Raw genomic sequence first — 24,713 nt, 5'->3', positions numbered from 1 at the left:
CATTCTCCCCACATTTTAGGTTATTCTATGCTGAATAAAGTCATGTTTTTCTTGCCAACTTTAGGCGGTGGCGGTGCGGAGCGTACCGTGATCCAATTGGCAAATAACTTGGTACAGCAAGGCCGTGATGTCGATGTGGTGGTCTGTGATTTAAGCGGAGAAAAAGCCAAATTATTGCCTGAAGTCGACTCTAAAATTCAGCTGATTGACCTCAATTGCGGTCGTGTATTTCGAGCGATCACGCCATTAAAACAACTGCTTAAAGCCGTGCCTTATGAGGCAGTGATTGCCACGCAAAGTCACAGCAATATCGTCTGTGCCATTTCAAAACGTTTGGCAAAAAGTCACAGCAAACTGATTTTGCGTGAAGTATCGACGCCCTCGAAAAATATGAAACTGAGGGGACTGAAAAAGTTTGTCTTTAACCGTTTGGTGAATTGGACTTATCGCAGTGCCGATCAAGTAGTGTGTGTATCCAATGGTGTATTAGAAGATTTTAGACAGTACTACCATTACGCTGAAGATAACCTGAGCACCATTTATAACCCTGTGATTGACAGCCGTTATTTGCAAAAACTCAAAGCACAGGTACAGCATCGATTCTTTAGTCAAGATCATCAAGTGGTGTTGGCAGTAGGGCGTTTAACCGAAGCCAAGAATTTTGGATTATTGATTCGTGCTTTCTATGAATTGCATCAGATGCATCCTGAAACCCGTCTGATTATTTTGGGTGAAGGTGAGTTACGTGCTGAATTTGAAGCCTTAATTAAAGATTTGAATTTAACCGACGTGGTGGATTTACCGGGCTTTGATCCAAATCCATATGCCTATTTTAAATATGCTTCGCTGTTTGTTTTAAGTTCGAATTGGGAAGGTTTGCCGGGGGTGCTGATTCAAGCATTGGCATCCAAAGTCAAAGTAGTCAGTACCGATTGCCCAAGTGGTCCGCGTGAAATTTTGGCAGAGGGTCAGTTTGGGCTTTTGGTACCATGTGATGATCAAAAAGCCTTAAGTCATGCTATGCATAAGGCGCTGTATCATGATTATGTCGAGTTTGATGCGGAAAGCTTTAAAGCGCATTGTTTGCAATTCCATAAAGATACCGTGGTGCGTCAGTACCGAGATTTGTTGGAGTCAAAGGCGTGAATAAACCGTTAATGGTACATGTCATCACCAACTTTGCAGGCGTCGGCGGTGCCGAGATGATGTTGGCACGCCTGATTCAATATACTGAAAATCAATATCAGCATGTCATTATTGCTTTGATGAAAACCTCAGAGGTATATCAAAGTACGCTTGATCGTTGTCAGTCACATTATGCCTTAGGGTGGAATGGTTTAAATACGCTGAGTACGATTCAAAAATTGCGTAGTTTACTCAAACAATTACAACCGAAAACTGTGCAATGTTGGATGTACCATGCCAATGTATTGACCAGTCTCAGTGTCATCGGTTTAGCCCAAAAACCGAATGTAGTGTGGGGAATTCATCACTCACTTGCATCACCAAAAGATGAATCGATCAGTACCAAAATTGCACTCGGTTTAAGTAAGGTTTTATCCAAACAACCGACTGCTATTATTTATTGTGCACATTCTTCTAAACAGCAACATACTGATTTTGGCTTTCAAAATACCCATCAATATGTAATTGCCAATGGTGTCTTTCTCGATAAATTTCAACCCAATCCACAAGTGAATAAACCAACCGTGATTGGGTTTGCTGGTAATTATCGACATGCCAAAGGCTATCCGTATTTGTTTGAAACGATGGGTTTGCTGAAAGATGAAAACATCGTCTTTAAAATTGCGGGTGGTGGCGCAAGTTTACAAAACCCAGATGTTAAAGCCTTATTTGAGCAGTATCAGTTAGATCCTCAAAAAGTCCATTTGCTTGATCAAATCTCAGATATGCCTGCTTTTTATCAATCCATTGATGCCTTCTTAATGACTTCAATCACCGAAGGTTTTCCGAATGTATTGGTGGAAGCCATGGCATCGGGTTTACCCTGTATCAGTACCGATGTTGGCGATGCCAAATACATTGTGCAGGATTTAGGCCGTATTGTTCCGCCACGCAATGCGCAAGCCTTGGCAGAGGCCATTTTAGAATATGCACAAAAAACCGAGGCAGAAAAACAAACCTTAAAACAGGCAACGCGTGAGCGTGTTGAGCAAAATTTCAGTATTGCAACCGTCAGCCGTCAATATATGCAGGTGTGGAGCCAACAGGCATGAAATTTTTAATGATCAGTAGTTTTTTGCCGTCGGTGCTGAATTTTCGTGGCAAATTATTAGAAGCCATTGCTGCTCATGGCTATGAAATTCATATCATGGCACCTGAGTTTGCAAGCTTTCCCGAAGAACAGCAAAAGCTTGAAGCGCTTGGCTATCATTTGCATGAAATTCCAATGCAACGCACTGGCACCAATCCATTGGCGGATTTAAAACTCCTTAAAAATCTGTATCAGCAGATTCGCCATATTCAGCCAGATTATGTATTGTCTTATACGATTAAACCGGTGATTTACGGCATGCTCGCATCATGGCTTGCCAAAGTCCCGCATCGTTTTGCGTTAATTACCGGTCTTGGTTATGCCTTTCAAAATGTGGAATTGGGCAAGCGCAGTCTGTTCCAAAAAATGGTGCATGGCTTATATGCCCAAGCCTTAAAACATAGCGACAAAGTCTTTTTCCAAAATCCTGATGATTTAAAACTGTTCCAAGATATGCACTTGCTCGAAGCCAATAAACCCACTGTAGTGGTGAATGGGTCAGGCGTAAATGTGCAAGATTTTGATGTCATGCCCTTACCGAAAAATGCACAAGGGCAGGTCAAAGCATCATTCTTGCTGATAGCTCGATTACTCGGTGATAAAGGCGTACGTGAATATGCTGAATCGGCACGCATCATTAAAGCTAAATATCCTGAAGCAGAATTTCATTTAGTGGGTTGGATTGATGATAATCCATCTGCGATTGCCCAAGCTGAACTTGATGAGTGGATTGCTGATGGTCGTCTGAAATATTGGGGTAAACTCAGTGATGTGCGTCCTGCCATTGCGGAAAGCTCAGTCTATGTGTTGCCATCTTATCGTGAAGGTACGCCACGTACTGTGTTAGAAGCCATGGCAATGGGTCGAGCGGTGATTACCACCGATGCACCGGGTTGTCGTGAAACGGTATCGCATGGTTTAAACGGCTATTTAGTCGGGGTAAAATCAGTCGATGATTTGGTGCAAAGCATGCAATATTTTATTGAAGATCCAAAACTCATTGAGTTGATGGGACAGCGTTCCCGTGAAATTGCCTTAAATAAATATGATGTGCATCAGGTGAACAAATATATGCTTGGTGAAATGGGAATCTTGGCATGATCAAACGCATTTTAGATATCACCATTGCATCGACGGCTTTAATTTTGCTGTCTCCGGTGTATTTGATTGTGGCTCATAAAGTGAAAAAGAATCTCGGTTCGCCAGTACTGTTTCGTCAGGTGCGTCCGGGTTTACACGGCAAGCCTTTTAAAATGATTAAGTTCCGTACCATGAAAGATGCGCTTGATGCTGAGGGCAATCCATTACCGGACAGTGAACGCCTCACCCCATTTGGAAAAATACTTCGAGCAACCAGTCTCGATGAAATGCCTGAACTGTGGAATGTGATAAAGGGTAATATGAGCATCGTTGGTCCACGTCCCTTACTGATGGAATATTTGCCTTTATATAATGAGCAACAAGCCAAACGGCATAATGTGCGTCCGGGCATCACCGGTTATGCACAAGTGAACGGGCGCAATGCGATTTCATGGGAAAAGAAATTCGAACTCGATACATGGTATGTTGAAAACCAATCGCTATGGCTCGACTTTAAAATCATGCTGAAAACTATAAAAAAAGTCATTGCCAAAGATGACATCAGTGCCGAAGGCGAAGCAACCATGACGAAATTTACCGGTACACCGGAACAAAAATAATGACAACACTCTATGCAATTTATGGTGCTTCAGGTTGTGGACGTAGTCTGATGCCTGTGGCACGTCAGCAATTGGCGCGTGAACAAGATCAATCTGAAATTGTCTTTATTGATGATGCTTTAACAGAAATTAGTGTGGTAAACGGTCATCGTGCCATGAACTATAAGGCATTTTTAAATGAATCTGCATCGACAAAATACGTGCAAATTGCGATAGCCAATAGTCGTGTACGCGAAAAAATTGCCCAGCGTTTAGAAGCAGATGGTATTCGGCTTTGGTCAATCTCTGCCGATAACGTTATTTTCATGGATGAAGTACACATCGCGGAAGGTTCAGCCTTAAGTCCATTTGTCACCATCACCTCCAATATTAGAATTGGCAAATGCTTCCATGCCAATTTATATAGCTATGTTGAGCATGATTGTGTGATTGGGGATTTCGTTACTTTCGCACCAGGCGTAAAATGCAACGGCAATATTCATATTCATGATCATGCCTATATTGGCGCAGGTGCCATGATTAAGCAGGGTACCTCCGATCAGCCTTTAGTGATTGGCAAAGGCGCGATTATCGGCATGGGCGCCGTGGTCACCAAAAGTGTCCCTGCGGGCGCAACAGTGGTGGGTAATCCTGCGCGGATTGTCACGACTTCACAGCAATAAGTTTTAGGAAAATTCCATGTTAAACAGTGCATTTGAGCCTTGGCCAAGCTTTACCCAAGCAGAAGCCGATGCGGTGTCCAAAGTCCTTTTGTCTAATAAAGTCAATTATTGGACAGGTCAGGAATGCCGTGAATTTGAAAAGGAATTTGCACAGTTTGCAGGAACCAAACATGCCGTTGCCGTGGCAAATGGCACGGTGGCACTTGATTTAGCCCTCAAGGCCCTCGGTATTGGTTCAGATGATGATGTGATTGTCACTTCACGCACGTTCTTGGCCTCAGCAAGCTCAATTGTCACTGCAGGTGCCAATCCTATTTTTGCTGATGTTGAATTTGATTCACAAAACATCTCACGCCGTACCATTGAAGCGGTGATTACGCCGAATACCAAAGCCATTATTTGTGTGCATTTAGCAGGTTGGATGTGTGATATGGATCCGATCATGCAATTGGCTGAGGAAAAAGACATCTTCGTGATTGAGGATTGTGCTCAAGCGCATGGTGCGATGTATAAAGGTAAATCTGCAGGTTCAATCGGTCATATTGGTGCATGGTCTTTTTGCCAAGATAAGATTATGACGACTGGTGGTGAAGGCGGTATGGTCACCACCAATGACGAGCATCTTTGGAAAAGAATGTGGTCATACAAAGATCATGGCAAAAACTTTGATAGTGTGTATAACAAACAACATCCACCGGGTTTTCGTTGGTTGCATGATTCATTTGGTACCAACTGGCGCATGATGGAAATGCAGGCGGTGATTGGTCGTTTGCAACTGAAACAAATGCCTGAATGGACAGCAAAACGTCATGCCCATATGGCACGTATCCAAGCTGTATTTGAACATAGTCCATATTTTACAGTGGCGAAACCATCTTCTGATTATGTGCATGCAAGTTATAAATGCTATGTACAGGTCAATGTTAGTACTTTACCTGAAGGCTGGTCACGTGATCGCATCATGGCGGAAATCAGTGCGCAAGCAGTGCCATGTTTTAGTGGCTCATGTTCAGAAGTCTATCTAGAAAAAGCTTTTGATGAGACACCGTGGCGTCCAGCAACACGTTTAGCCAATGCTAAAGCTTTAGGCGAAAGTAGTCTGATGTTCTTGGTGCATCCAACACTGTCTGAACAAAGCCTACAAAAAATCGTAGATGCGATTCAAAGCGTGATTGCCAAGATTCACGCCTAAAACAGCGTATAATCACAGCGTGCTTTTTCAGCCAAGATAATTGAGCCTCAATGAAAGATTTTATTCGTTCCATTGCATCTTTACCGCGTCGCCAAAAACAAGTGGTTTTGGTGACCATGGACATGTGCATGTTGCCACTTATGATGTGGCTGGCCTACGCCATTCGTTTGGCACGTCCAAATGTCACCGTGATGCAAGGACTTGAGGCTTGGTATGTTTATGTTGCGATTGCAGGTGTACTGATTTTCGCTTTGCTCGGGATTTACCGTGCCATTGTCCGTTCATTTAACGAAGACTATTTACTGCGTATTTCGATTGGGACATTTATTCAAATTGTCGCACTCTATGCGATTAAAAAATTAGATGTTGCCTTTATTCCGATGAGTATTCCACTCATGTACGGCTTTATGCTGTTTTCCTACATGTGGTGGAGTCGCGCAGTCATTCGTTATGCGACGCTTAAAACTTTTGCCAAAAAACAAACTCGCAAACGCGTAGCGATTTATGGGGCAGGGCTTGCAGGACAACAAATTGCGGCTGCGTTAAACCGTTCTGATGATTATCTTCCCGTATGTTTTATTGATGATAAAAAATCACTGAAAGGGCAATCTTTAAGTGGTTTAAAGATTTATTCACCGAAAAAAGCGCAAAAGAAACTCGGGAAATTTGGCATTGAAGAAGTGTTACTTGCAATGCCATCAGTCGGACGTGCTCGTAAAAAGGAAATTATTGAATCCTTTGAAGCCACCGACGTCAAAATCATGGAATTGCCAGGAGTCACTCAACTGGTCGATGGACAGGTTAAGGTTGCCGATATCCGTGAAGTGGATATTATTGATTTACTTGGTCGTGATCCTGTACCACCAAAACCTGAACTACTAAAAAAGAATATTAAAAATAAAGTGGTGATGGTGACTGGGGCGGGGGGGTCGATTGGCTCTGAGCTTTGTCGTCAGATCGTGAAGCATCAACCTAAAATGCTCGTGCTGTTTGAAATGTCAGAGTTTGCGTTGTACTCGATTGATCGCGAATTACAAAATTCAGGGATTCAAGTGATCCCGATTTTAGGTTCAGTGACCAATCAAGCCAAATTGGAACGGATCTTACAACAATATAGCGTGCAAACGGTCTATCACGCTGCAGCTTATAAGCATGTACCGCTTGTTGAAGCCAATCCTTTTGAAGGGATCTATAACACCTCGATTGGCACGCAGCGCAGTGTCGATGCTGCTGTCGCACAAGGGGTAGAAACCTTTGTACTGATTTCAACCGATAAAGCAGTACGTCCAACCAATGTCATGGGTGCATCTAAGAGAATGGCAGAGTTATATTGCCAAGGTTTAGCATCAACCAATCCTAAAACCCAAATCAGTATTGTACGGTTTGGTAATGTTTTGGGCTCATCGGGTTCAGTAGTGCCACTGTTTAAAAAGCAGATTGCGCAAGGTGGCCCTGTGACGGTGACTCATCCTGAGGTAACACGTTACTTTATGACCATTCCTGAAGCGGCACAGCTCGTGATTCAAGCAGGTGCGATGGGCATAGGTGGTGATGTATTTTTATTGGATATGGGTGAATCAGTAAAGATTGTTGACTTAGCTCGACAAATGATACGTCTCAGTGGATTCCGACCTGTTGATGAAAATGGGGTGGGGGATATTGAGATTCAGTTTACGGGTTTGCGTCCTGGTGAAAAGCTGTATGAAGAATTATTGATTGATGTGGATAATGTGGAAAAAACAGGGCATGAGAGGATTTTGAAGTCTTTTGAGAAATATATTGACTATACGAAAAGTAAAAAAATTTTTATCAATCTTAATAGTGCTTGCATAACATTTGATAATTTTGTGTTGGAAATAATATTATCCAAGTATGTAGATGGTTATCATAAAGATATATTTTAGGATATTGTTTTGAATTTAATAAATAGTGTGAAATGGGTTTTAATATCTCAGATATCTAAAATTTTATGCCAAGTTGCTGTTTTAATATTATTGGCAAGACTAATGCTACCTAGCGAATATGGTTTAATTGCACTTGCATCAATTATTGTTGCTTTAGGTATGCTATTTCGTGATATGGGTACATCTGCTGCAATAATTCAAAAAAATCTATTAAATAATAAAGTTATTAATGCTGTTTTTTTACTCAATATGTTATTAGGTATATTGGTATGTGCATTTCTAATGGCTTCAGCACAATTTTTTTCAGCTTACTTTTCTCAAGAAAAACTGTCTAATGTAATTATTTTACTATCACTTACCTTTCCTATATTGAGTTTAGCTACAACGCAGAAAGCGTTGATGGAAAGAGAATCCGATTTTAAGAAATTAGCTTTTATAGAGTGTAGTAGTATTATTTTGTCTACAATGCTTTGTATCTTAACGGCAGTTATTGGTGGTGGAGTTTATAGTATTGTGGTTCAAGCTATATCTAATGCATTGATTTCAACAATCTTAATCGTAAATTCTTCAGGTTGGTCTATTAGGAATGTTAGGTTTAAAGATATTAAAAACATTAAAGAATTAGTAAGTTTTAGTGGAAATTTATTTGCTTTTAATTTAGTTAATTATTCATATAGAAATGCTGATAAATATATAATAGGTAAGAATATGACCACTACAGTATTAGGAGCATATGACTTATCCTACAAAATTATGCTGTTTCCCATACAGACTTTGACATCAGTATTATCAAGAGCTTTTTTTCCGGCATTTAGTAAATTACAAAATAATGATAAAGCGTTTAAAGAATTATTCACAAGAAATACAATATCTGTAAGTCTTTTAAGTTTCCCTATGCTTACAGGTCTGATGGCATTAAGAGAAGATTTTGTAAGTTTCACTTTTGGTAAAGAATGGTTATTGGTTTCATCGTTATTGTTATGGCTATGTCCAGTTGGAATGATTCAAGCTTTAGGAAGTTCAACTGGTAGTGTTTTAATGGCAAAGGGTCGTACAGATGTCTTATTTAGGTTAGGGTGTTTCGGGGCTTTTTTAACTATTTTAGGTTTTTTTGTATCGATAAAACTTAGTAATGATATTATATTTTTTTCTCAATTTTATTTAATGTCAAATTCTATAAATTTTATCATTGCAACATATGTAGTTTGTAGAGTTATAGGATATAGTTTCTTTGATTACTTTTTTGTTAATTTACCTATACTTATTGCAAGCGTAGTAATGTTTTTTATTTTAAGTATAATGAATAATTTTCTACCTTATGGGCTTATTGGTTTTATTTTTAAGATTTTATTAGGTATGTTTTGTTTTTTGATCATATTATTTATCTACTCAAATAAATATATAAATGATATTTTTGAGTGGGCTTTAGTTAGAGTTTTTAAAGGTGTAAAGAATTGAGAAAAATATACTATCTACCATTTGAAAGTTGTGAAAATGATTATTGTAATAGAATGAAGTATTATTTATCAAATTATGGTTTAGTAGTTCCGATGAGTAAGAGAAATTTCATAAAATCTTTACTCTTAATAAGAGATAATGATTTTATTTTTTTAAATTGGTTTGAGAATCAAATCGTAAAAAATACTAAATTTAGTATATTAGGTTTCCTAAAGGTATTTCTTGTTTTTTTATTATGCAGGATTAGTTTGGGAAAATTTGTTTATGTTAAACATAATAATTATCCGCATAATTGCTCGGAAAATGATATTCTAAAAGCAAAATGGGCAATTTCTGTATTTGAGAGGATGGCAAATATAGTCGTTGTACATTCATTAACAGAGTTGAATTCTAATCGTGCTTATGTACCCCACCCATTATATGAGAATATAAGTGATAGTAATCTGATTAATGGTGGTAACAGTTATATTATATTTGGTCGTATCGTTCCATATAAAAAAATAGAAAAAGTTATAGAGATTTTTCCTTCTAATAAAAAATTAATTATTGCTGGTATATGTCAGGATAGTGAATATTTAAACAAGCTTGTTAAGATTTCTGAGTATAAGACCAATATAGAAATAATTCCTAAATTTTTAACTCAAAATGAAGTAAAATCTTTGGTTGAAAAGAGTGCTGGAATGCTAATTACTCATAATGATGATGATATGATAGTGTCGGGAAGTTTCTTTTATGCTATGACATTAAGATCAAAAGTATATGCTTTAGAAACACCATTTTTCAAATGGGCTGAAGAAAAAATGGGTAGTAAATACATTGAAACCTTCCCTACATTAAAGGATTTAGGAGATATTTTGACTAAACCAAGCAGTAGTAAGCAAGAGGGGAATCTTACAATGATCGATTTATTTGGGGAAACTGCAATGAATGAAAGCCTTTATTCTTTATTTAATGGTGAATAAGTATGAATATAACTATTGTTGGTACAGGTTACGTTGGCCTTTCTAATGCCATGTTATTTAGTCAGCAACATCAAGTTGTTGCATTAGATATTGACGAAAATCGTATAAAATTACTACGAGAAAAAAAATCTCCGATTCAAGACCAGTTGATTGAAGAATACCTATTGAAGGAAATTAACTTTAAGGCGACTTTAGATAAATCAGAAGCATATAAAGATGCTGACTATATCATTATTGCTACACCAACGAATTACGATGAGAAAACCAATTATTTTGATACCAGTTCAATTGAACAAGTTTTAAATGATCTAAATGTATTAGGTACTTCGGCAGTAATTATTATTAAATCAACAATTCCGGTTGGTTTTACCAAAAAAGTTCAAATGCTTTTTCCAAATCTCAAAATCGTCTTTTCACCCGAATTTTTACGTGAAGGCAAAGCCTTATTTGATAATTTATATCCATCACGCATCGTGGTTGGAGATAAGAGTGAAGTTGGTCAAAAAATTGCTGAACTTTTTAAAAGTGCAAGCTTAAAGCCAGAAGTTGATATTGCATTGATGGATTCAACTGAAGCAGAAGCAGTAAAGTTATTCTCAAATACTTATTTAGCGATGCGTGTTGCTTACTTCAATGAATTAGATAGTTACTGTGCTTTGCGCGGGTTAAATAGTAAAGACATTATTCAGGCAGTTGGTTTAGATCCACGTATTGGAACGCATTATAACAATCCTTCCTTTGGTTATGGTGGTTATTGTTTACCAAAAGATACTAAGCAACTTTTAGCAAATTACCAAGACGTACCACAAAGTTTAATTTCAGCTATTATTCAATCAAATACCACACGTAAAGATTTTATTGCCGAACAAATTTTGAAATTAAAACCTCAAGTGGTTGGGATTTATCGTCTAGTCATGAAGCAGGGATCTGATAACTTTAGGGAGTCAGCGATCCAAGGTATTATGAAGCGGATCAAAGCCAAGGGTATTGATGTGATTGTCTATGAGCCGAATCTGACGGAAGAACGATTTTTTAATTCTGAAGTAGTGAATAATTTTTCAGATTTTAAACAACGAGCAGATGTAATTATTGCCAATAGAACTGTTCCAGAGTTAAGTGATGTCACAGATAAAGTATATACACGTGATATATTTGGGGATAATTGATAGGTAAATTATGTATGTTTTAAAAAGAGATAATTTTTTAGCAACACTTTTTTTTGTTGTTATTTTTTTTATAGTTTTTGATGGTGTGAGAAATAATTTAATTTTTTCTCCTTATTTAAGTTTAATTAGAGAAATTTCTCTTCTTTTAATATTAATTTTAGGGTTTATATTTAGAAGAAGAATTGATAAAAAATATTTATCAAAATTTATTCCTTTGATCCTTTTCTCATTTTTTATTCTTTGTTTATGGCCAATTACTATATTCTTAAATTTTTCTGATTTTTATTTTGTTGAACAAGAATTTGGTAATAAATTTAGTATTTATTATAAACATTTTATTTTTCCATTTTGTTTTTTGGCTACATATGCACTATTAAAAGGTAATGATTTACTTCAGAAAAAAATAGTGAATATATTTGTTGTTTTGTCCTCATTGTATGGTTATGTAACGTTGCCACTTTATTTTTTTCCTCTTCCATTCTTTAATGAGGTATATAAAGATTATGGTCGTTTTGGAGTAGGGTATCCTACAATGGATGGTCAAGTCTTTATTTTGTCTTTATTTTGTTTAATATTTTTGGCTAAGAAAAAAATTATAATGTTTCATTTTTGTTTATACGGTATTTTATTGGGAATGTTATCTCAAAATACTGGAACTATGTATGTCTCTTTATTGCTTATGATTATATTCGGTACTTTTTTAAATTTTAAAAGAACGTTATATATAGTTTTAAATTTATCAATTTTATTGATTACTTCTGTTTTTATTATAATTCAAAATTATTATGATCTTTACATAGATATGAGTAAAGTTTTTTTAAGTAAATTATATACTTTTATTGATAGTAATAATGTTGCAATTGATACAGTATCTATGAGAGAGAGTCAATATGAATTATTAAACTCTTATATTAAGACAGACGATATGTATTATATTTTTGGAGTAGGTGCTAGTAGTTATGTGGAGAATCAATTTTTATATATAAAGACTGCTTTTGGTAATTTGGGTTTTCTATTATACTTAATTAGTTTAACTTATATTTTTATTATAACCTTATTTATAGAAAATAAAAATAAGTTAAAAATTATTTTTTTGTATATAATTTTTTCATTGTCCTCTTACACTCTTTTAACTATATATTTTTTTCCAACTGTCATGGGTTTTTCACTTCTTATCAATATTCTTTATCTAAATGGTAAGATGAAGCCAAATTAATTTTTAAGGTTAATTATGAAAAAAGTTCTTATATTTTGCAGAAGTTATTATCCCCATATTAGTGGTGGCGGGGAAATATCTACTCAGGCCCTAGCAGAAAACTTAGTAAGTCTGGGATATGAAGTTAAAGTTATAACAATTAGTTCATCTTACTGTAAGGAAGTTATAAATAATGTTTTCGTTGAAAGATTGAAATTTAAAAATATTTATTGGTCTTATGAGTCTAGTAATTCGCTTATAAAAAAGATTATTTGGCATACCATTGATGCAAATAATATATTTATAGCTTCAATACTTGATGAAATCATTAAAAAATATAATCCTGACACTGTAGTTAGTAGTACTATTGAAGATATATCTAGTATATTGTGGAAAATTTCAAAGAAAAATAATTGTAAAGTAATTCATATTCTAAGAAGTTATTCATTACTGTGTACTAATGCTAATATGTTTAAAAATAATTCTAATTGTCTAAATAGATGTTTAAATTGTTCTTTAATTACCTTAAACAAAAAATTTAATTCTTATTATGTTGATCATGTGGTTGGAATTAGCAATTTTATTCTAAATAAGCATTTACAGTTTGGGTATTTTAAAAATGCTCAAAATTCTGTTATTCATAATATATGTTTTGATGAAGAAGTTGAGAGAGAAAAGAGTCCTTCTAATGAATTTAAAATCGGTTATTTAGGTAGAATTCATCCTACTAAAGGCATTGATATGATTCTTGAGAGTATGCAAAAATTAAATGATAAAAATAACTTATTATTTATAGCTGGCAAAGGAGATAGTGAATATATTAAGTATTTGCATCAAAATTATTCTAATATTCAGTCTAATTTTTTCTTTTCTGGTCTTCAAAATGCATTTGAATTTATCGATGGTATAGATTTGCTTATAGTGCCTTCTAAATGGGAAGAGCCATTCGGTAGAGTGGTAATTGAAGCTTTAAGTAGAAATGTTCCAGTCGCTGTTAAACGTGTTGGTGGAATGCCAGAACTATTAATTGATAATGAAGACTTTATTTTTGATGATATTAGTGGATTGGTAAAAATAATTTCAGATTATAAAAATAATATTATTCAATTTAGTTTTAACTTAAATAGCTTCAGAAAAGATTATATAATGAAAAAATGGATTGATATAATATAAAGCTAAAATGGAAAGATGTTAATTTTAAAATTATTTACTTCATCTTTCCATTCTATTAATAAATATTTCTTGCAAAATTTTCTTTAATCTTTTTTTACTAGACTGCCAACAATATTTTTTTATATTAATATATCCTAAGTTGATATTTTTTTGTTGTAATTGTTTGTCAGAGTATAGCCTATTAATACTTTGTGATATATTATTTACGTTTTTGGGATCTATTAATTCAGTAGCTTGACCAGCGACTTCAACTAGTGAAGTTGTATTTGAAGTAATTACAGGTGTTCCACATGCCATAGATTCTATAACTGGTAGTCCGAATCCTTCATATAGAGATGGGAATAACAAACAAATAGCCCCCTTATATGTGCTAGCAAGTTGCTCTTCAGTTAATCGACCTAAAAAAATAATACGTTCGGTAATACTTAATTCATTTGCAGTTTGTAGTAATTGATCTGATGGATCACCCGAAAATACTAATTTAATATCCTTATCTATATCTGCTTGTGCAAATGCACGCATAGCTCTATCTTCATTTTTATGAAGTTTTCGATTTCCAACGATAAAAATGTATGGAAAACCTGGTTCATAGGGTTTTACGTTTGCATGAAATGCATCAGAGACTCCATTATAAACGACTTTTACTTTATCTGGATTTATTCCACTCCATTCTACAATCCTTTTTTTAGAAAATTCTGAGACAGTCACAATGAATGCACATTTTTTACAAGCACGCTTTAAAACTAAATTATAGTATAACCTTTTTAAAAAAGAACTATTTGCATCCAGATCTATATGGTTCAAATCATGCAGAGTAATTGCTGTTCGCTTTAGAAAAAAGAAAGGTGCATTAAAGCCTGGGGAGTAGAAAAAATCATGATGAAATAATAAATATAATGTCAGTTTTAATACGTCAAATATACTGATAGGATTTCCTGTTAATTTAATAGGCTTAAATATATCTTTGTCATATACTTCTTTTGCAAACCTACCAATTCCATGTTCACCAAACCATCTTGTGTCAAAAATTATTTTACGATTTTGTTTATTCATAATAAACCTTTGAATAGAAGATGGTAAGCGAAAAATATCGATGGATTTTAAACTAATTATTAGATATTTGGAATAAATTCCATTTGTCTTCAATGTATTTTGAAAATTCTTGATTGAATCTATCCGTAGAAAATTTTAAGGCATTTAATCTACAGTTTTCAGGTGTATATATGTGCTGTTCTCTTTCAAATGAACTAATCGCTTTTATAAGAGAATCGATTTTTTGTTCTTCAAAAAAAACTCCAGTTGGATTTTCAGCATTTTTTCCAACTACAGTTTCTAAGGCACCACCTTTGCCGAATGCGATAATTGGAGTACCGCATGCTTGTGCTTCAACAGGTGTAATACCAAAATCTTCTTCTGCAGCAAATACAAATGCTTTTGCATTGCGCATATATTCTTGCATTACATCATTGTTTTGATATCCTAAAATTTCAATATTACTTGAGGCTTTGGCCTTAATTTTTTCCATATCAGGACCATCACCAATAACAACAAGTTTTTTATCTTTCATATGACTAAAAGATTCGACAATTAGGTCGATTTTTTTGTAGGGTACCATACGTGAAGCAGTCACATAATAATTATCCTTATTATCTTTTGGTTGGAAAATATCAGTATTGACAGGCGGATAAATTATATCTGCTTCACGGCCGTATACTTTTTTAATTCTTCTTGCGATAAATTTTGAATTCGCAACAAAATGATCTACACCATTAGATGTTCTATAATCCCACATTCTAATTTTATGTAATAGCCAACGTATAATTAAGCTTTTGAGTCCTTTATTTAGATTTAGTTCATTTAAATATTGATGTTGTAAATCCCAAGCATAGCGAATAGGAGAGTGAACATAGCTAATATGTAATTGATCTGGTCCAGTTAAAATTCCTTTTGCTACTGCATGGCTACTGGATATAACAACATCATATTTTGATACATCTAATTGCTCAATTGCATACGGCATAAACGGTAAATAATTACGATACTTTTTTTGTGCAAATGGAAGATGTTGGATAAATGTCGTTTGTGCGAGCTTACCTTGAAAGTATTTCTTTCTAGTAGTTTCATCTATAAAATCAATAACAGCAAAAAGATCAGCATGAGGCACTGTCTTAAGCATTTCGCAAAGTACGCGTTCTGCTCCGGCATAGGTAACAAGCCAATCTGCTACTACTGCTGTATTTATTACCTTAGACATATATATCTATATTCCAATACTTTTAATCTGAGCAAGATGACTTGCCCAGATTATATAAAACTAAATTATACTCGACCGTATACGTCTTCGAAACGAATAATATCATCTTCATCTAGGTAAGAACCTGATTGAACTTCAATGAGTTCGAGTGGTACTTTACCTGGGTTTTCTAAGGCATGGATTTCACCGAGAGGAATATAAATAGACTGGTTTTCAGTGAGTAGAACCGTTTCATTACCTTTACGCACTTTGGCTGTGCCATTCACCACAATCCAATGTTCTGCACGGTGATGATGCATTTGTAAAGAAAGCTTTTGTCCTGGATTCACCACAATGCACTTCACCTGATAACGGCTGCCACTGTCAATCGAATCATAACTTCCCCATGGGCGGTACATTTTACGATGAGTATCTACCTCAGGGCGTTTAGATTGTTTTAACTTTTCAACGATTTTTTTTATGTCTTGAACTTTATTTTTATTGGCAACCAAAACTGCATCTGAAGTTTCGATCACCACTACATTTTCAAGACCTAAAACACTCACTAAACGATGTTCTGCATATACAAGTGAATTAGTTGTGCCTTCAGCTATGGTATCACCACGTAGTACATTACCATTTATATCTTTATTGCTTACTTCCCACACACTTTTCCAAGCACCAACATCATTCCAATGAGCAGATAATGGCACAACTACAGCCTTAGTAGTATGCTCCATAACGGCATAGTCAATTGAATCCTCTGGTGATTGTTCGAAATGCTCTTTATCCAACCGGACGAAATCTAAATCATTTTTACTATATTGAATAGAAGCTTTTGCATTTTCAACAATAGCTGGATTATATTTTTCTAATTCCTCTAGATATACAGATGCTTTAAACATAAACATCCCGCTATTCCAGAGATATGACCCTTCCTTAATATACTCCTGTGCTGTTGCTAAATTTGGTTTTTCAATAAATTTCTCAATGGCATATGTTTGAATTTCTAGTTCGAATGTATTTATATCTTGAGCTTTAATATAACCATAACCAGTTTCAGGAGAGGTGGGTACAACACCAAATGTTACCAATTGACCAGCCTCAGCAGCTTGGAGCCCGACTTCAACAGACTTGTTGAAAGCTTCTTGATCTTCAATGATGTGGTCAGCAGCAAGAATAAGTAATACAGGGTCTTCACCATAAGATAGAGCAAGTTCAGCAGCGGCTGCTATGGCTGGTGCTGTATTTCTAGCAACAGGTTCAAGTAGAATTTTGGCATTCACCTGTTGCTGGCGAAGTTGTTCAGCTACAATAAAGCGGTGTCCCTCATTGGTAACAATGATAGGGTTTTGAAAATTAATAAGAGATTGATTTAAATTTGAGATTCGATCTAATGTGAGTTGAAATAGGGTTTTATCTTCTGTTATAGGCAGAAATTGCTTAGGGTAGCTTGAACGTGATAAAGGCCAAAGACGTGTACCCGAACCTCCTGATAATATTACTGGAATCATTTTTCTACCTCAAAATTAAATTTACTAATCATTAATAAGCCCCATCTTTTTTAAATACAACTTTTACCGTTTTTAAAATAATAATAATGTCTTTAATAAATGACCAATACATTACATAATCTGTATCTAATTTGACACGTGTATTATAATCAACATCACTACGTCCGCTAACTTGCCAAAGGCCTGTTAAACCTGGTTTACTGCTCAAATAATAGTGAATGAATTGGTCATACATGGGTAATTCTTGCTGCGTAACAGGTCTAGGGCCTACAGTACTCATTTCGCCTTTAAGTATATTAACTAGTTGCGGCAACTCATCCAAGCTTGTTTTTCTTAAGAATTCTCCAATAGGTGTAACACGCGGGTCTTGTTTTAATTTAAAGGTCGTTTCCCACTCTTTGCGAGCGGAAGGATTATTCATAAGTAATTCATTTAGTAGTTCTTGGGAGTTGACAGACATAGATCTAAATTTAAGGCATTTAAACTTCTTACCGTTACGTCCTACTCGTTCATGTCCGTAAAAAGCGGGTCCGCCATCCCGAATAACAATGAAATACAAAGTAACAAGTAATGGGGATAATATAATTAAACATGAAATTGAAAAAATAATGTCAAATAATCGTTTAGATATTCGCGGAATTTTATTATTAAGTTTTATTTCCGTCATTTTATTGTACCTCACCAAGCTCAAAATTTATTTGATAGCCATATTGTAGCAAATTTGGTAAGATTTTCATCTAGATATTTTGAATATATATCTTTTTGATTTGTAAATATCATTTTATGTGTTCTATTTTTCAAACATAGTATGTTCAAGTGTAAAGAACTTATATTGGGCTAAGGCAAGATGATCAAAAAAGCAATTTTACCTGTCGCAGGACTAGGCACACGTTTTTTACCAGCAAGTAAATCCATTCCTAAAGAAATGGTCACTGTTGTTGACCGTCCAGCCATTGAGTACGTGGTACGTGAAGCAGTTGCTGCAGGTATCGAAGAAATTATTTTAGTGACCCATTCTTCAAAAGCGTCTATTGAAAACTACTTTGACCGTAACTTTGAGCTAGAAACGACTTTAGAAAATAAAAAGAAATTTGACCTGCTCAAAGAAATCACAGAAATTTTACCCTCGCATGTCAAAGTGATTAGTGTGCGTCAACCGCAACCACTTGGTTTAGGGCATGCAGTGTTATGTGCTAAAGCTGTTGTAGGTACAGACGATTTTGCTGTATTACTGCCTGATGTATTGGTGAAAGATTCAGATGGAGAAAATGATTTAAGTCTGATGATTAAACGTTTTGAAGCATCACAAGCATCACAAATTATGGTGGAAGCTGTACCAAATCATCTAGTCGATCAATACGGTATTGTTGATGTTGCTAAATCGCCTGCGGAAGGTGAAAGTATTCAAATGCAAGGGATTGTAGAAAAGCCAGCAGTGGATAAAGCACCTTCTAATTTGTCAGTGGTTGGTCGTTATATTCTACCCGCTAAAATTATGCAGCTTTTGGAGCAAACCCCTAAAGGTGCAGGCAATGAAATTCAACTTACAGATGCAATTGCGATGCTGCAACAGACTGATGTGGTAGAGGCTTACCGTATGAAAGGTCAAACCTTTGACTGTGGTAGTAAGCTTGGTTACTTAAAAGCAGTATTATACTACGGGGTTGATCATCCAAAATTAGGTACAGAATTTAAAGCTATGATTAAAGAACTGGCACTTTAATAGGTCATTATATGAAGGTTGCAGTATTTGGTAGAACACTTTATTCAGGTGTATTGGCAGGTGTATTGGCTGAATACGGTCATCAAGTGTATTGGTGTGATGTATTTTTAAAAAATACATCAGAACATGTCTTTGCTCAGGATGAAGCGGTCAAGAACTTATTAGTTAAACAAGAGCAAAATGAGTTTCTACAGTACTGTACCCTTCAAGATATTCCTTTAGATATTGATAGCTATATTTTTAGTTTTAATCCGACTGAAGTCGATTTAGGTATTGAGTTGATCAAAGAAATTGGTCAACGGACGATTATCCATCCTAAACTCATGATTAATGCCTCGACACTGGGTTTACATGGCACAGAACAATTAAAACAATATCTGCCGCAAGATGAGTGGGTATATTTGCCTGATATTATTCAGGAAGGTAATGCACTTACGAGTTTTATTCAGGCGGAACAACTGATTGTCGGGTGTGAAAAAAGTAGTGCACAAGTGCTACTAAAAGAATTATTACGTCCCTTATTTTCACGTGAGCAACAATATTTATTTATGCCCATATTAGATGCCGAGTTTACTAAGCTCAGTATCTCAGGGATGTTGGCAACACGCATTAGTTATATTAATGATTTAGCCGTTGTCGCTGAAAAACTCGGTATTGATATTGAATATGTCCGTCAGGGTATGGCGGCGGATAGTCGTATTGGTAGTTCGTATTTATATCCGGGTGCAGGTTTTGGCGGTGAAAATTTCTCGCATGATATTTTAACACTTGCGAATACTGTTTCAGGAGCGGGTGCGAAGAGCCAATTGCTCGCGCAAGTTTGGGACATTAATGAGCAACAAAAAGAACTGTTATTTAGAAAGCTTTGGAATTATTACCATGGCGATTTAGAAGGTAAAACAGTCGCCATTTGGGGTGCTTCTTTTAAAGAAAATACCTCACGTATCCAACAATCCCCTGTACATATCATGCTTAAAGCATTTTGGGCACAAGGTGTCACTGTACGTCTACATGATCCACAGGCGCTGGCTGAAATTGAAAAAGTATATGGTCATCGTGATGATTTGGTTTACTGTACCAATCAATATGAAGCGGCTCAAGGTGCTCATGCGTTATGCTTGTTAACCGCATGGAAGCAGTATTGGAGTCCAAATTACAAAGATTTATTGAAAATTATGCAGCATCCATTAATCTTGGATGGGCGTAATATTTATGATCCTGAATATGTTAAATCACAAGGTTTCGCTTATATAGGGGTAGGACGCTAATGGTGGCAAAAATGCATCCTTACGCAGTGGAAGATATGGATACGGTTTTATTTAAATTAGAAGAATTAAAAAATCGAATCAAACCCAAACACCTGAAAGAGTTTTTTAAAGCGCATGATAATCGCTTTGAGACTTTAAGCGTTAAGCTTGCACCTTTAGTTTTCGATTATAGTAAGCAGCGTGTTGATAGCACAGTCCTCAAACATTTGATTCAATGGGCACACGTTGCTGAACTTCAGCCTTGGATCAAACGCTTATTTTCAACGGAAGCAATCAACTATACTGAGCAGCGTGCTGCCATGCATTGGGCTTTGCGGTTACCTAAAAATACCCAAAAACATCAGCAAACAGCAGGCTTCGTTCATGAACAATTGGAACGCATGTACCAACTTGTTGAACAAATCCATGATGGGCAATGTCGCGGTGTGACAGGTGAAGTGATTCAGGATGTTGTGAATATCGGTGTAGGTGGCTCGGACCTTGGGCCGCTCATGGTTACCCAAGCTTTATCTGATTTTAAGCAAAAAACAGTCAAGCCTTTAAACGTTCACTTTGTATCAACTATTGATGGTAGTCAGCTCTCTGAAATATTACATAAGCTGCGTCCTGAAACGACGCTTTTTATTATTTCATCCAAGTCATTTGGTACGATCGATACCTTATCGAATGCGCAAACAGCACGACTGTGGCTAGAAAAATCTTTAGGTCAATCGGCTCAAATGCTAAAACATCACTTTGTGGGTGTGTCGACCAAACCTGAAAAAATGACAGAGTGGGGCATTCATTCAGAGAAGCAACTTTTACTTTGGGATTGGGTCGGTGGACGTTATTCACTCTGGTCATGTATCGGGTTGCCCATTGCATTGACGATTGGGGTAGATGGTTTTAAACATTTACTTGCAGGTGCGCACGTAGTAGATGAGCATTTCCAAACCGAACCTTTTGAGCAAAATATCCCTGTACTCATGGGGTTACTTAGTGCTTGGAATAGCAATTTTTTAGACATTCAGACCCATGCAGTTTTACCCTATGACGGGCGTTTAAAATATTTTGCTCCATATTTACAGCAGCTTGAAATGGAATCGAATGGGAAATCGATTCAGCGCAATGGCGAAAAAGTTGAATGGACGACTTGCCCGATTATTTGGGGCGAAGTTGGTCCAAATGCACAACATGCTTTTTATCAATTGTTGCATCAAGGTTCACAAGCCGTAAGCAGTGATTTTATTGCACCGATTCAGCGTTACAACGCACAGCAATTTACCTATGTTGACAATGCCGATGCATTAATTCAGCAGCATCATTTAGCACTGTCGAATTGTTTGGCACAATCTCGCTTATTGGCATTTGGCAATCAAGTACTTGATCAAGAAGAAATCAAAGATTTGCCACGCTATAAGCAATATGAAGGGAATCAACCAAGTACCACGATATTACTTGAAGAGTTGAATCCGTATAGCTTAGGTATGCTGATTGCACTTTATGAACATAAAGTATTTGTTCAATCTGTGCTTTGGAATATTAATCCATTTGATCAATGGGGCGTTGAAAAAGGTAAGGAAATTGCCAACCAATTGCTGCCAATTTTAAATGCTGAACAAACCGATTTATCTAAACTTGATGCATCGACACAAGGATTAATCCAAATTTTGATGGGAAAAGATCATGTCTAAAATTTTAGTCACCGGTGGAGCAGGCTATATTGGTTCACATACGTGTGTTGAACTACTTAGTGCAGGACATGAAGTCGTTGTATTGGATAATTTATCGAATAGTTCGAAAGAGTCTTTAAATCGTGTTCAAACTTTAACTTCAAAATCTTTAGATTTTATCGAAGGTGATATTCTTGATTCAAATGCGCTTGATCGAGTGTTTCAGACCCATCAGATTGATGCCGTAATTCACTTTGCTGGCTTAAAAGCCGTAGGTGAAAGTCAGCAAATTCCGCTTAAGTATTTTGAAAATAATATTTCAGGCTCGATCAGCTTAGTCAAAGCAATGGAACGTGCCAACGTATTTAATTTGGTCTTTAGCTCTTCTGCAACGGTTTATGATGAAGCTAATGTATCACCACTAAATGAAGAAATGCCAACAGGTATGCCAAGTAATAACTATGGTTACACCAAACTCATTGTAGAACAATTATTACAGAAATTATCGGTTGCTGATGAGCGTTGGTCAATTGCCTTATTACGCTATTTTAACCCTGTTGGCGCACATAAAAGCGGTCAAATTGGGGAAGATCCGCAAGGTATTCCAAATAACTTAATGCCTTATGTCACGCAAGTTGCAGTGGGTCGTCGCGAAAAATTATCTATTTTTGGCAATGATTATGATACTGTTGATGGTACAGGGGTGCGTGATTATATTCATGTGGTTGATTTAGCTAATGCACATTTATGCGCATTGAAGAATCGCTTAAATGCTCAAGGTTGCCGTGTTTGGAATGTTGGTACAGGCAATGGTTGTTCTGTACTACAGATTAAAAATACCTTTGAACAAGTTAATGGGATTGAAATTCCATTTGAATTCGCCCCTCGTCGTGAAGGTGATGTGGCGACGACATTTGCAGATAATGCACTTGCGGTTTCTGAGTTGGGTTGGACACCAAAATTTGGTCTGGAAGATATGCTGGCTGATAGTTGGAATTGGCAGAAGAAAAATCCAAAAGGGTATTTGGCTGATGTTGAATCTTAAAATTATGTATTTACTATTTTAAGTATTAACTTTGTTGTAAATGATACCTTAAAATATTTATTACATTAAAATCTTGTCATTCAATAATTATCTTAAAAAGTGATTTCAATTTTTTGTAACATTTAAATTATTTACATATATAGGAATAGAAATTGAAAATTTTATCGAGCTTGATTTTATCAATCATTACTGTTCCTGTCATGGCACAAGGTATTGTATTAAATAATGAAGAGTTACGTACGGATCTAAATTGGCTGAATCAACAAGGTGTGATTCAAATCAGTACATCGACTTGGCCCTTAAGTGGCGATGAGATTGAACGTGCTTTAAATCACGCAAAAGTTTTGAATAATACACAGCAAAAAGTCATTGATTCTGTTAAAGCAGTTTTAAATAAAGAAAATACTGCTGTTAAATTTGATCTCTCTATTGCAAGTGATCAAGCGTATAGTCCACAACAATTTGGAACGAATGCTAAAGCGCAATACGTTGCCGGTGTTGAATTAAATGCAGGACAAGCGCATTGGGATGCAAGATTAAAGGTTAATGCCGAAAAAGATCAAGTGATAGATCATGGTCATGATATTAATATCGAAGGCTCTTATATTGCTGGAAAACTACGGAATCAGTGGTTAATTGCAGGGCAAATTCCGACATATTGGGGTCCAGGGTATGAAGGCAGTTTGATTCGAGGCGATGCCAGTCGTCCAGTGTATGGCTTAACGATGCAAAGAGCTGAGCAAAAGGCTTTTGAAACGAAGTGGCTCTCTTGGATTGGTGATTGGCAATATCAAATTTTTGCCGGTCAATTAGATAATTATGAGGCTATTCCCAATGCAAAATTACTTGGTTTACGTTTAACAATGCAACCACGCCCATATCTAGAAATAGGAGCATCTAGGATTCTTCAGTGGGGAGGAGATGGTAAAGATGAAAGTTTAAGTGGTTTGTGGGAGGCCATTAAAGGAAATGATAATTTCGATGACCGCGCTTTAGATAAATCCAATCAACTTGCAGGTATTGATATAAAACTAAATCTTAAGCACCTAATTGATTTGCCTTTAGGAATTTATGGTCAATTGATTGGCGAGGATGAGGCTGGGTATCTACCATCTAGGAAATTTTATTTATTAGGTGTGGATTACTCCTCTGAGCTTGGAAAATTACCATTTCAATTGTATTTAGAATTAGCTGATACTCGTACTAATAGAGAAGTTTGGGGATACACATATAGTCATGGTGATTATAAGGATGGTTATTATCAACATGGTTTCCCACTGGGGCATAGCTTAGGGGGAGATAGTGAAATGTATTCAATTGGTGGGAATATTCGTATCGACCTTATAAATCGATTAAGTGGGCGAGCACTTTTCGCTACAGTGAATCAGTCGAATCTATCTATTAATGAAGCTTTCCCCAATAAAGATGAAATTAAAGCTTTAGATTTGACTTGGACACATTACCTTAAACCAACACTTCCTTTGGAAATTAAGGCTTGGGTCAGTGATTCAGATTTACATGGGCGTGATACGGGTGCATCAGTAGGCATTGAAATCCCGTTGGATAGTACTTTGTTTAAACATTGAGTCTA

The 24,713-nt window shown here is 36.1% G+C and carries 21 protein-coding genes; 17 read left to right on the top strand and 4 right to left on the bottom strand.

Annotated features, from left to right (window positions below; translation table 11 throughout):
• The first annotated feature begins 27 nt into the window (after nt 1–27).
• From GFH30_RS12895 to GFH30_RS12840, 12 genes are all read left to right on the top strand, one after another.
• Entirely contained in the window at nt 28–1,146 is a 1,119-nt protein-coding gene (locus tag GFH30_RS12895; protein ID WP_153373192.1) for a glycosyltransferase, read from the top strand.
• Nucleotides 1,143–2,237 carry a glycosyltransferase gene (locus tag GFH30_RS12890; RefSeq protein WP_153373190.1) on the top strand — a complete coding sequence of 365 codons (1,095 nt, stop codon included), beginning with the start codon at nt 1,143–1,145 and terminating at the stop codon, nt 2,235–2,237. Before GFH30_RS12895 ends, GFH30_RS12890 begins: the two co-directional genes overlap by 4 nt.
• Entirely contained in the window at nt 2,234–3,376 is a 1,143-nt protein-coding gene (locus tag GFH30_RS12885) for a glycosyltransferase family 4 protein (RefSeq protein ID WP_153373188.1), read from the top strand. The genes GFH30_RS12890 and GFH30_RS12885 overlap by 4 nt, the downstream gene beginning before the upstream one ends.
• A complete protein-coding gene (locus GFH30_RS12880; protein WP_153373186.1) occupies nt 3,373–3,975 on the top strand; it encodes a sugar transferase in 603 nt (200 codons plus the stop codon). The genes GFH30_RS12885 and GFH30_RS12880 overlap by 4 nt, the downstream gene beginning before the upstream one ends.
• Nucleotides 3,975–4,637, top strand: a complete 663-nt coding sequence (locus GFH30_RS12875; protein ID WP_153373184.1) for an acetyltransferase — start codon at nt 3,975–3,977, stop codon at nt 4,635–4,637. The genes GFH30_RS12880 and GFH30_RS12875 overlap by 1 nt, the downstream gene beginning before the upstream one ends.
• Before the next feature lie 16 nt (nt 4,638–4,653).
• Nucleotides 4,654–5,829, top strand: a complete 1,176-nt coding sequence (locus GFH30_RS12870; RefSeq protein ID WP_153373182.1) for a DegT/DnrJ/EryC1/StrS family aminotransferase — start codon at nt 4,654–4,656, stop codon at nt 5,827–5,829.
• 50 nt (nt 5,830–5,879) lie between these two features.
• Nucleotides 5,880–7,733 carry a polysaccharide biosynthesis protein gene (locus tag GFH30_RS12865; protein ID WP_153373180.1) on the top strand — a complete coding sequence of 618 codons (1,854 nt, stop codon included), beginning with the start codon at nt 5,880–5,882 and terminating at the stop codon, nt 7,731–7,733.
• Between the two features lie 9 nt (nt 7,734–7,742).
• A complete protein-coding gene (locus GFH30_RS12860) occupies nt 7,743–9,191 on the top strand; it encodes a lipopolysaccharide biosynthesis protein (RefSeq protein WP_153389391.1) in 1,449 nt (482 codons plus the stop codon).
• Between the two features lie 92 nt (nt 9,192–9,283).
• Nucleotides 9,284–10,153, top strand: coding sequence for a glycosyltransferase family protein (locus tag GFH30_RS12855; protein WP_153373176.1), 870 nt, complete (start codon nt 9,284–9,286; stop codon nt 10,151–10,153).
• 2 nt (nt 10,154–10,155) lie between these two features.
• Entirely contained in the window at nt 10,156–11,319 is a 1,164-nt protein-coding gene (locus GFH30_RS12850) for a nucleotide sugar dehydrogenase (protein WP_153373174.1), read from the top strand.
• Between the two features lie 10 nt (nt 11,320–11,329).
• Nucleotides 11,330–12,535, top strand: a complete 1,206-nt coding sequence (locus tag GFH30_RS12845; protein ID WP_153373173.1) for a hypothetical protein — start codon at nt 11,330–11,332, stop codon at nt 12,533–12,535.
• 15 nt (nt 12,536–12,550) lie between these two features.
• A complete protein-coding gene (locus tag GFH30_RS12840; RefSeq protein ID WP_153373171.1) occupies nt 12,551–13,687 on the top strand; it encodes a glycosyltransferase in 1,137 nt (378 codons plus the stop codon).
• 39 nt (nt 13,688–13,726) lie between these two features.
• On the opposite strand, the gene GFH30_RS12835 is transcribed toward GFH30_RS12840, so the two are convergent.
• From GFH30_RS12835 to GFH30_RS12820, 4 genes are all read right to left on the bottom strand, one after another.
• Nucleotides 13,727–14,740: a glycosyltransferase family 4 protein gene (locus GFH30_RS12835; protein ID WP_153389390.1), complete on the bottom strand. Its 1,014-nt coding sequence runs from the start codon at nt 14,738–14,740 to the stop codon at nt 13,727–13,729.
• A gap of 52 nt (nt 14,741–14,792) precedes the next feature.
• Nucleotides 14,793–15,941 carry a glycosyltransferase family 4 protein gene (locus GFH30_RS12830; RefSeq protein WP_153373169.1) on the bottom strand — a complete coding sequence of 383 codons (1,149 nt, stop codon included), beginning with the start codon at nt 15,939–15,941 and terminating at the stop codon, nt 14,793–14,795.
• A 65-nt stretch (nt 15,942–16,006) separates the two neighbouring features.
• Nucleotides 16,007–17,434: a mannose-1-phosphate guanylyltransferase/mannose-6-phosphate isomerase gene (locus GFH30_RS12825; protein ID WP_153373167.1), complete on the bottom strand. Its 1,428-nt coding sequence runs from the start codon at nt 17,432–17,434 to the stop codon at nt 16,007–16,009.
• A 31-nt stretch (nt 17,435–17,465) separates the two neighbouring features.
• Nucleotides 17,466–18,101, bottom strand: coding sequence for a sugar transferase (locus tag GFH30_RS12820; protein ID WP_153373165.1), 636 nt, complete (start codon nt 18,099–18,101; stop codon nt 17,466–17,468).
• A gap of 180 nt (nt 18,102–18,281) precedes the next feature.
• On the opposite strand from GFH30_RS12820, the gene galU reads away from it, so the two are divergent.
• From galU to GFH30_RS12795, 5 genes are all read left to right on the top strand, one after another.
• The gene (gene galU / locus GFH30_RS12815) at nt 18,282–19,157 is read left to right on the top strand and encodes a UTP--glucose-1-phosphate uridylyltransferase GalU (protein WP_153373163.1); all 876 of its coding nucleotides are present in this window, start codon (nt 18,282–18,284) and stop codon (nt 19,155–19,157) included.
• 11 nt (nt 19,158–19,168) lie between these two features.
• Nucleotides 19,169–20,425, top strand: coding sequence for a nucleotide sugar dehydrogenase (locus GFH30_RS12810; RefSeq protein WP_153373161.1), 1,257 nt, complete (start codon nt 19,169–19,171; stop codon nt 20,423–20,425).
• Nucleotides 20,426–20,436: 11 nt separating this feature from the next.
• On the top strand, nt 20,437–22,098 hold the full coding sequence (gene pgi / locus GFH30_RS12805; protein ID WP_406565737.1) for a glucose-6-phosphate isomerase: 1,662 nt from the start codon (nt 20,437–20,439) through the stop codon (nt 22,096–22,098).
• On the top strand, nt 22,091–23,122 hold the full coding sequence (galE, locus tag GFH30_RS12800) for a UDP-glucose 4-epimerase GalE (protein ID WP_153373157.1): 1,032 nt from the start codon (nt 22,091–22,093) through the stop codon (nt 23,120–23,122). Before pgi ends, galE begins: the two co-directional genes overlap by 8 nt.
• Nucleotides 23,123–23,322: 200 nt before the next feature.
• On the top strand, nt 23,323–24,708 hold the full coding sequence (locus GFH30_RS12795) for a capsule assembly Wzi family protein (protein WP_153373476.1): 1,386 nt from the start codon (nt 23,323–23,325) through the stop codon (nt 24,706–24,708).
• Nucleotides 24,709–24,713: the final 5 nt, after the last annotated feature.

The organism is Acinetobacter wanghuae (assembly GCF_009557235.1).
GTDB classification, from domain to species: Bacteria; Pseudomonadota; Gammaproteobacteria; order Pseudomonadales; family Moraxellaceae; genus Acinetobacter; species Acinetobacter wanghuae.
This window is presented reverse-complemented; position numbering and strand designations above follow the sequence as displayed.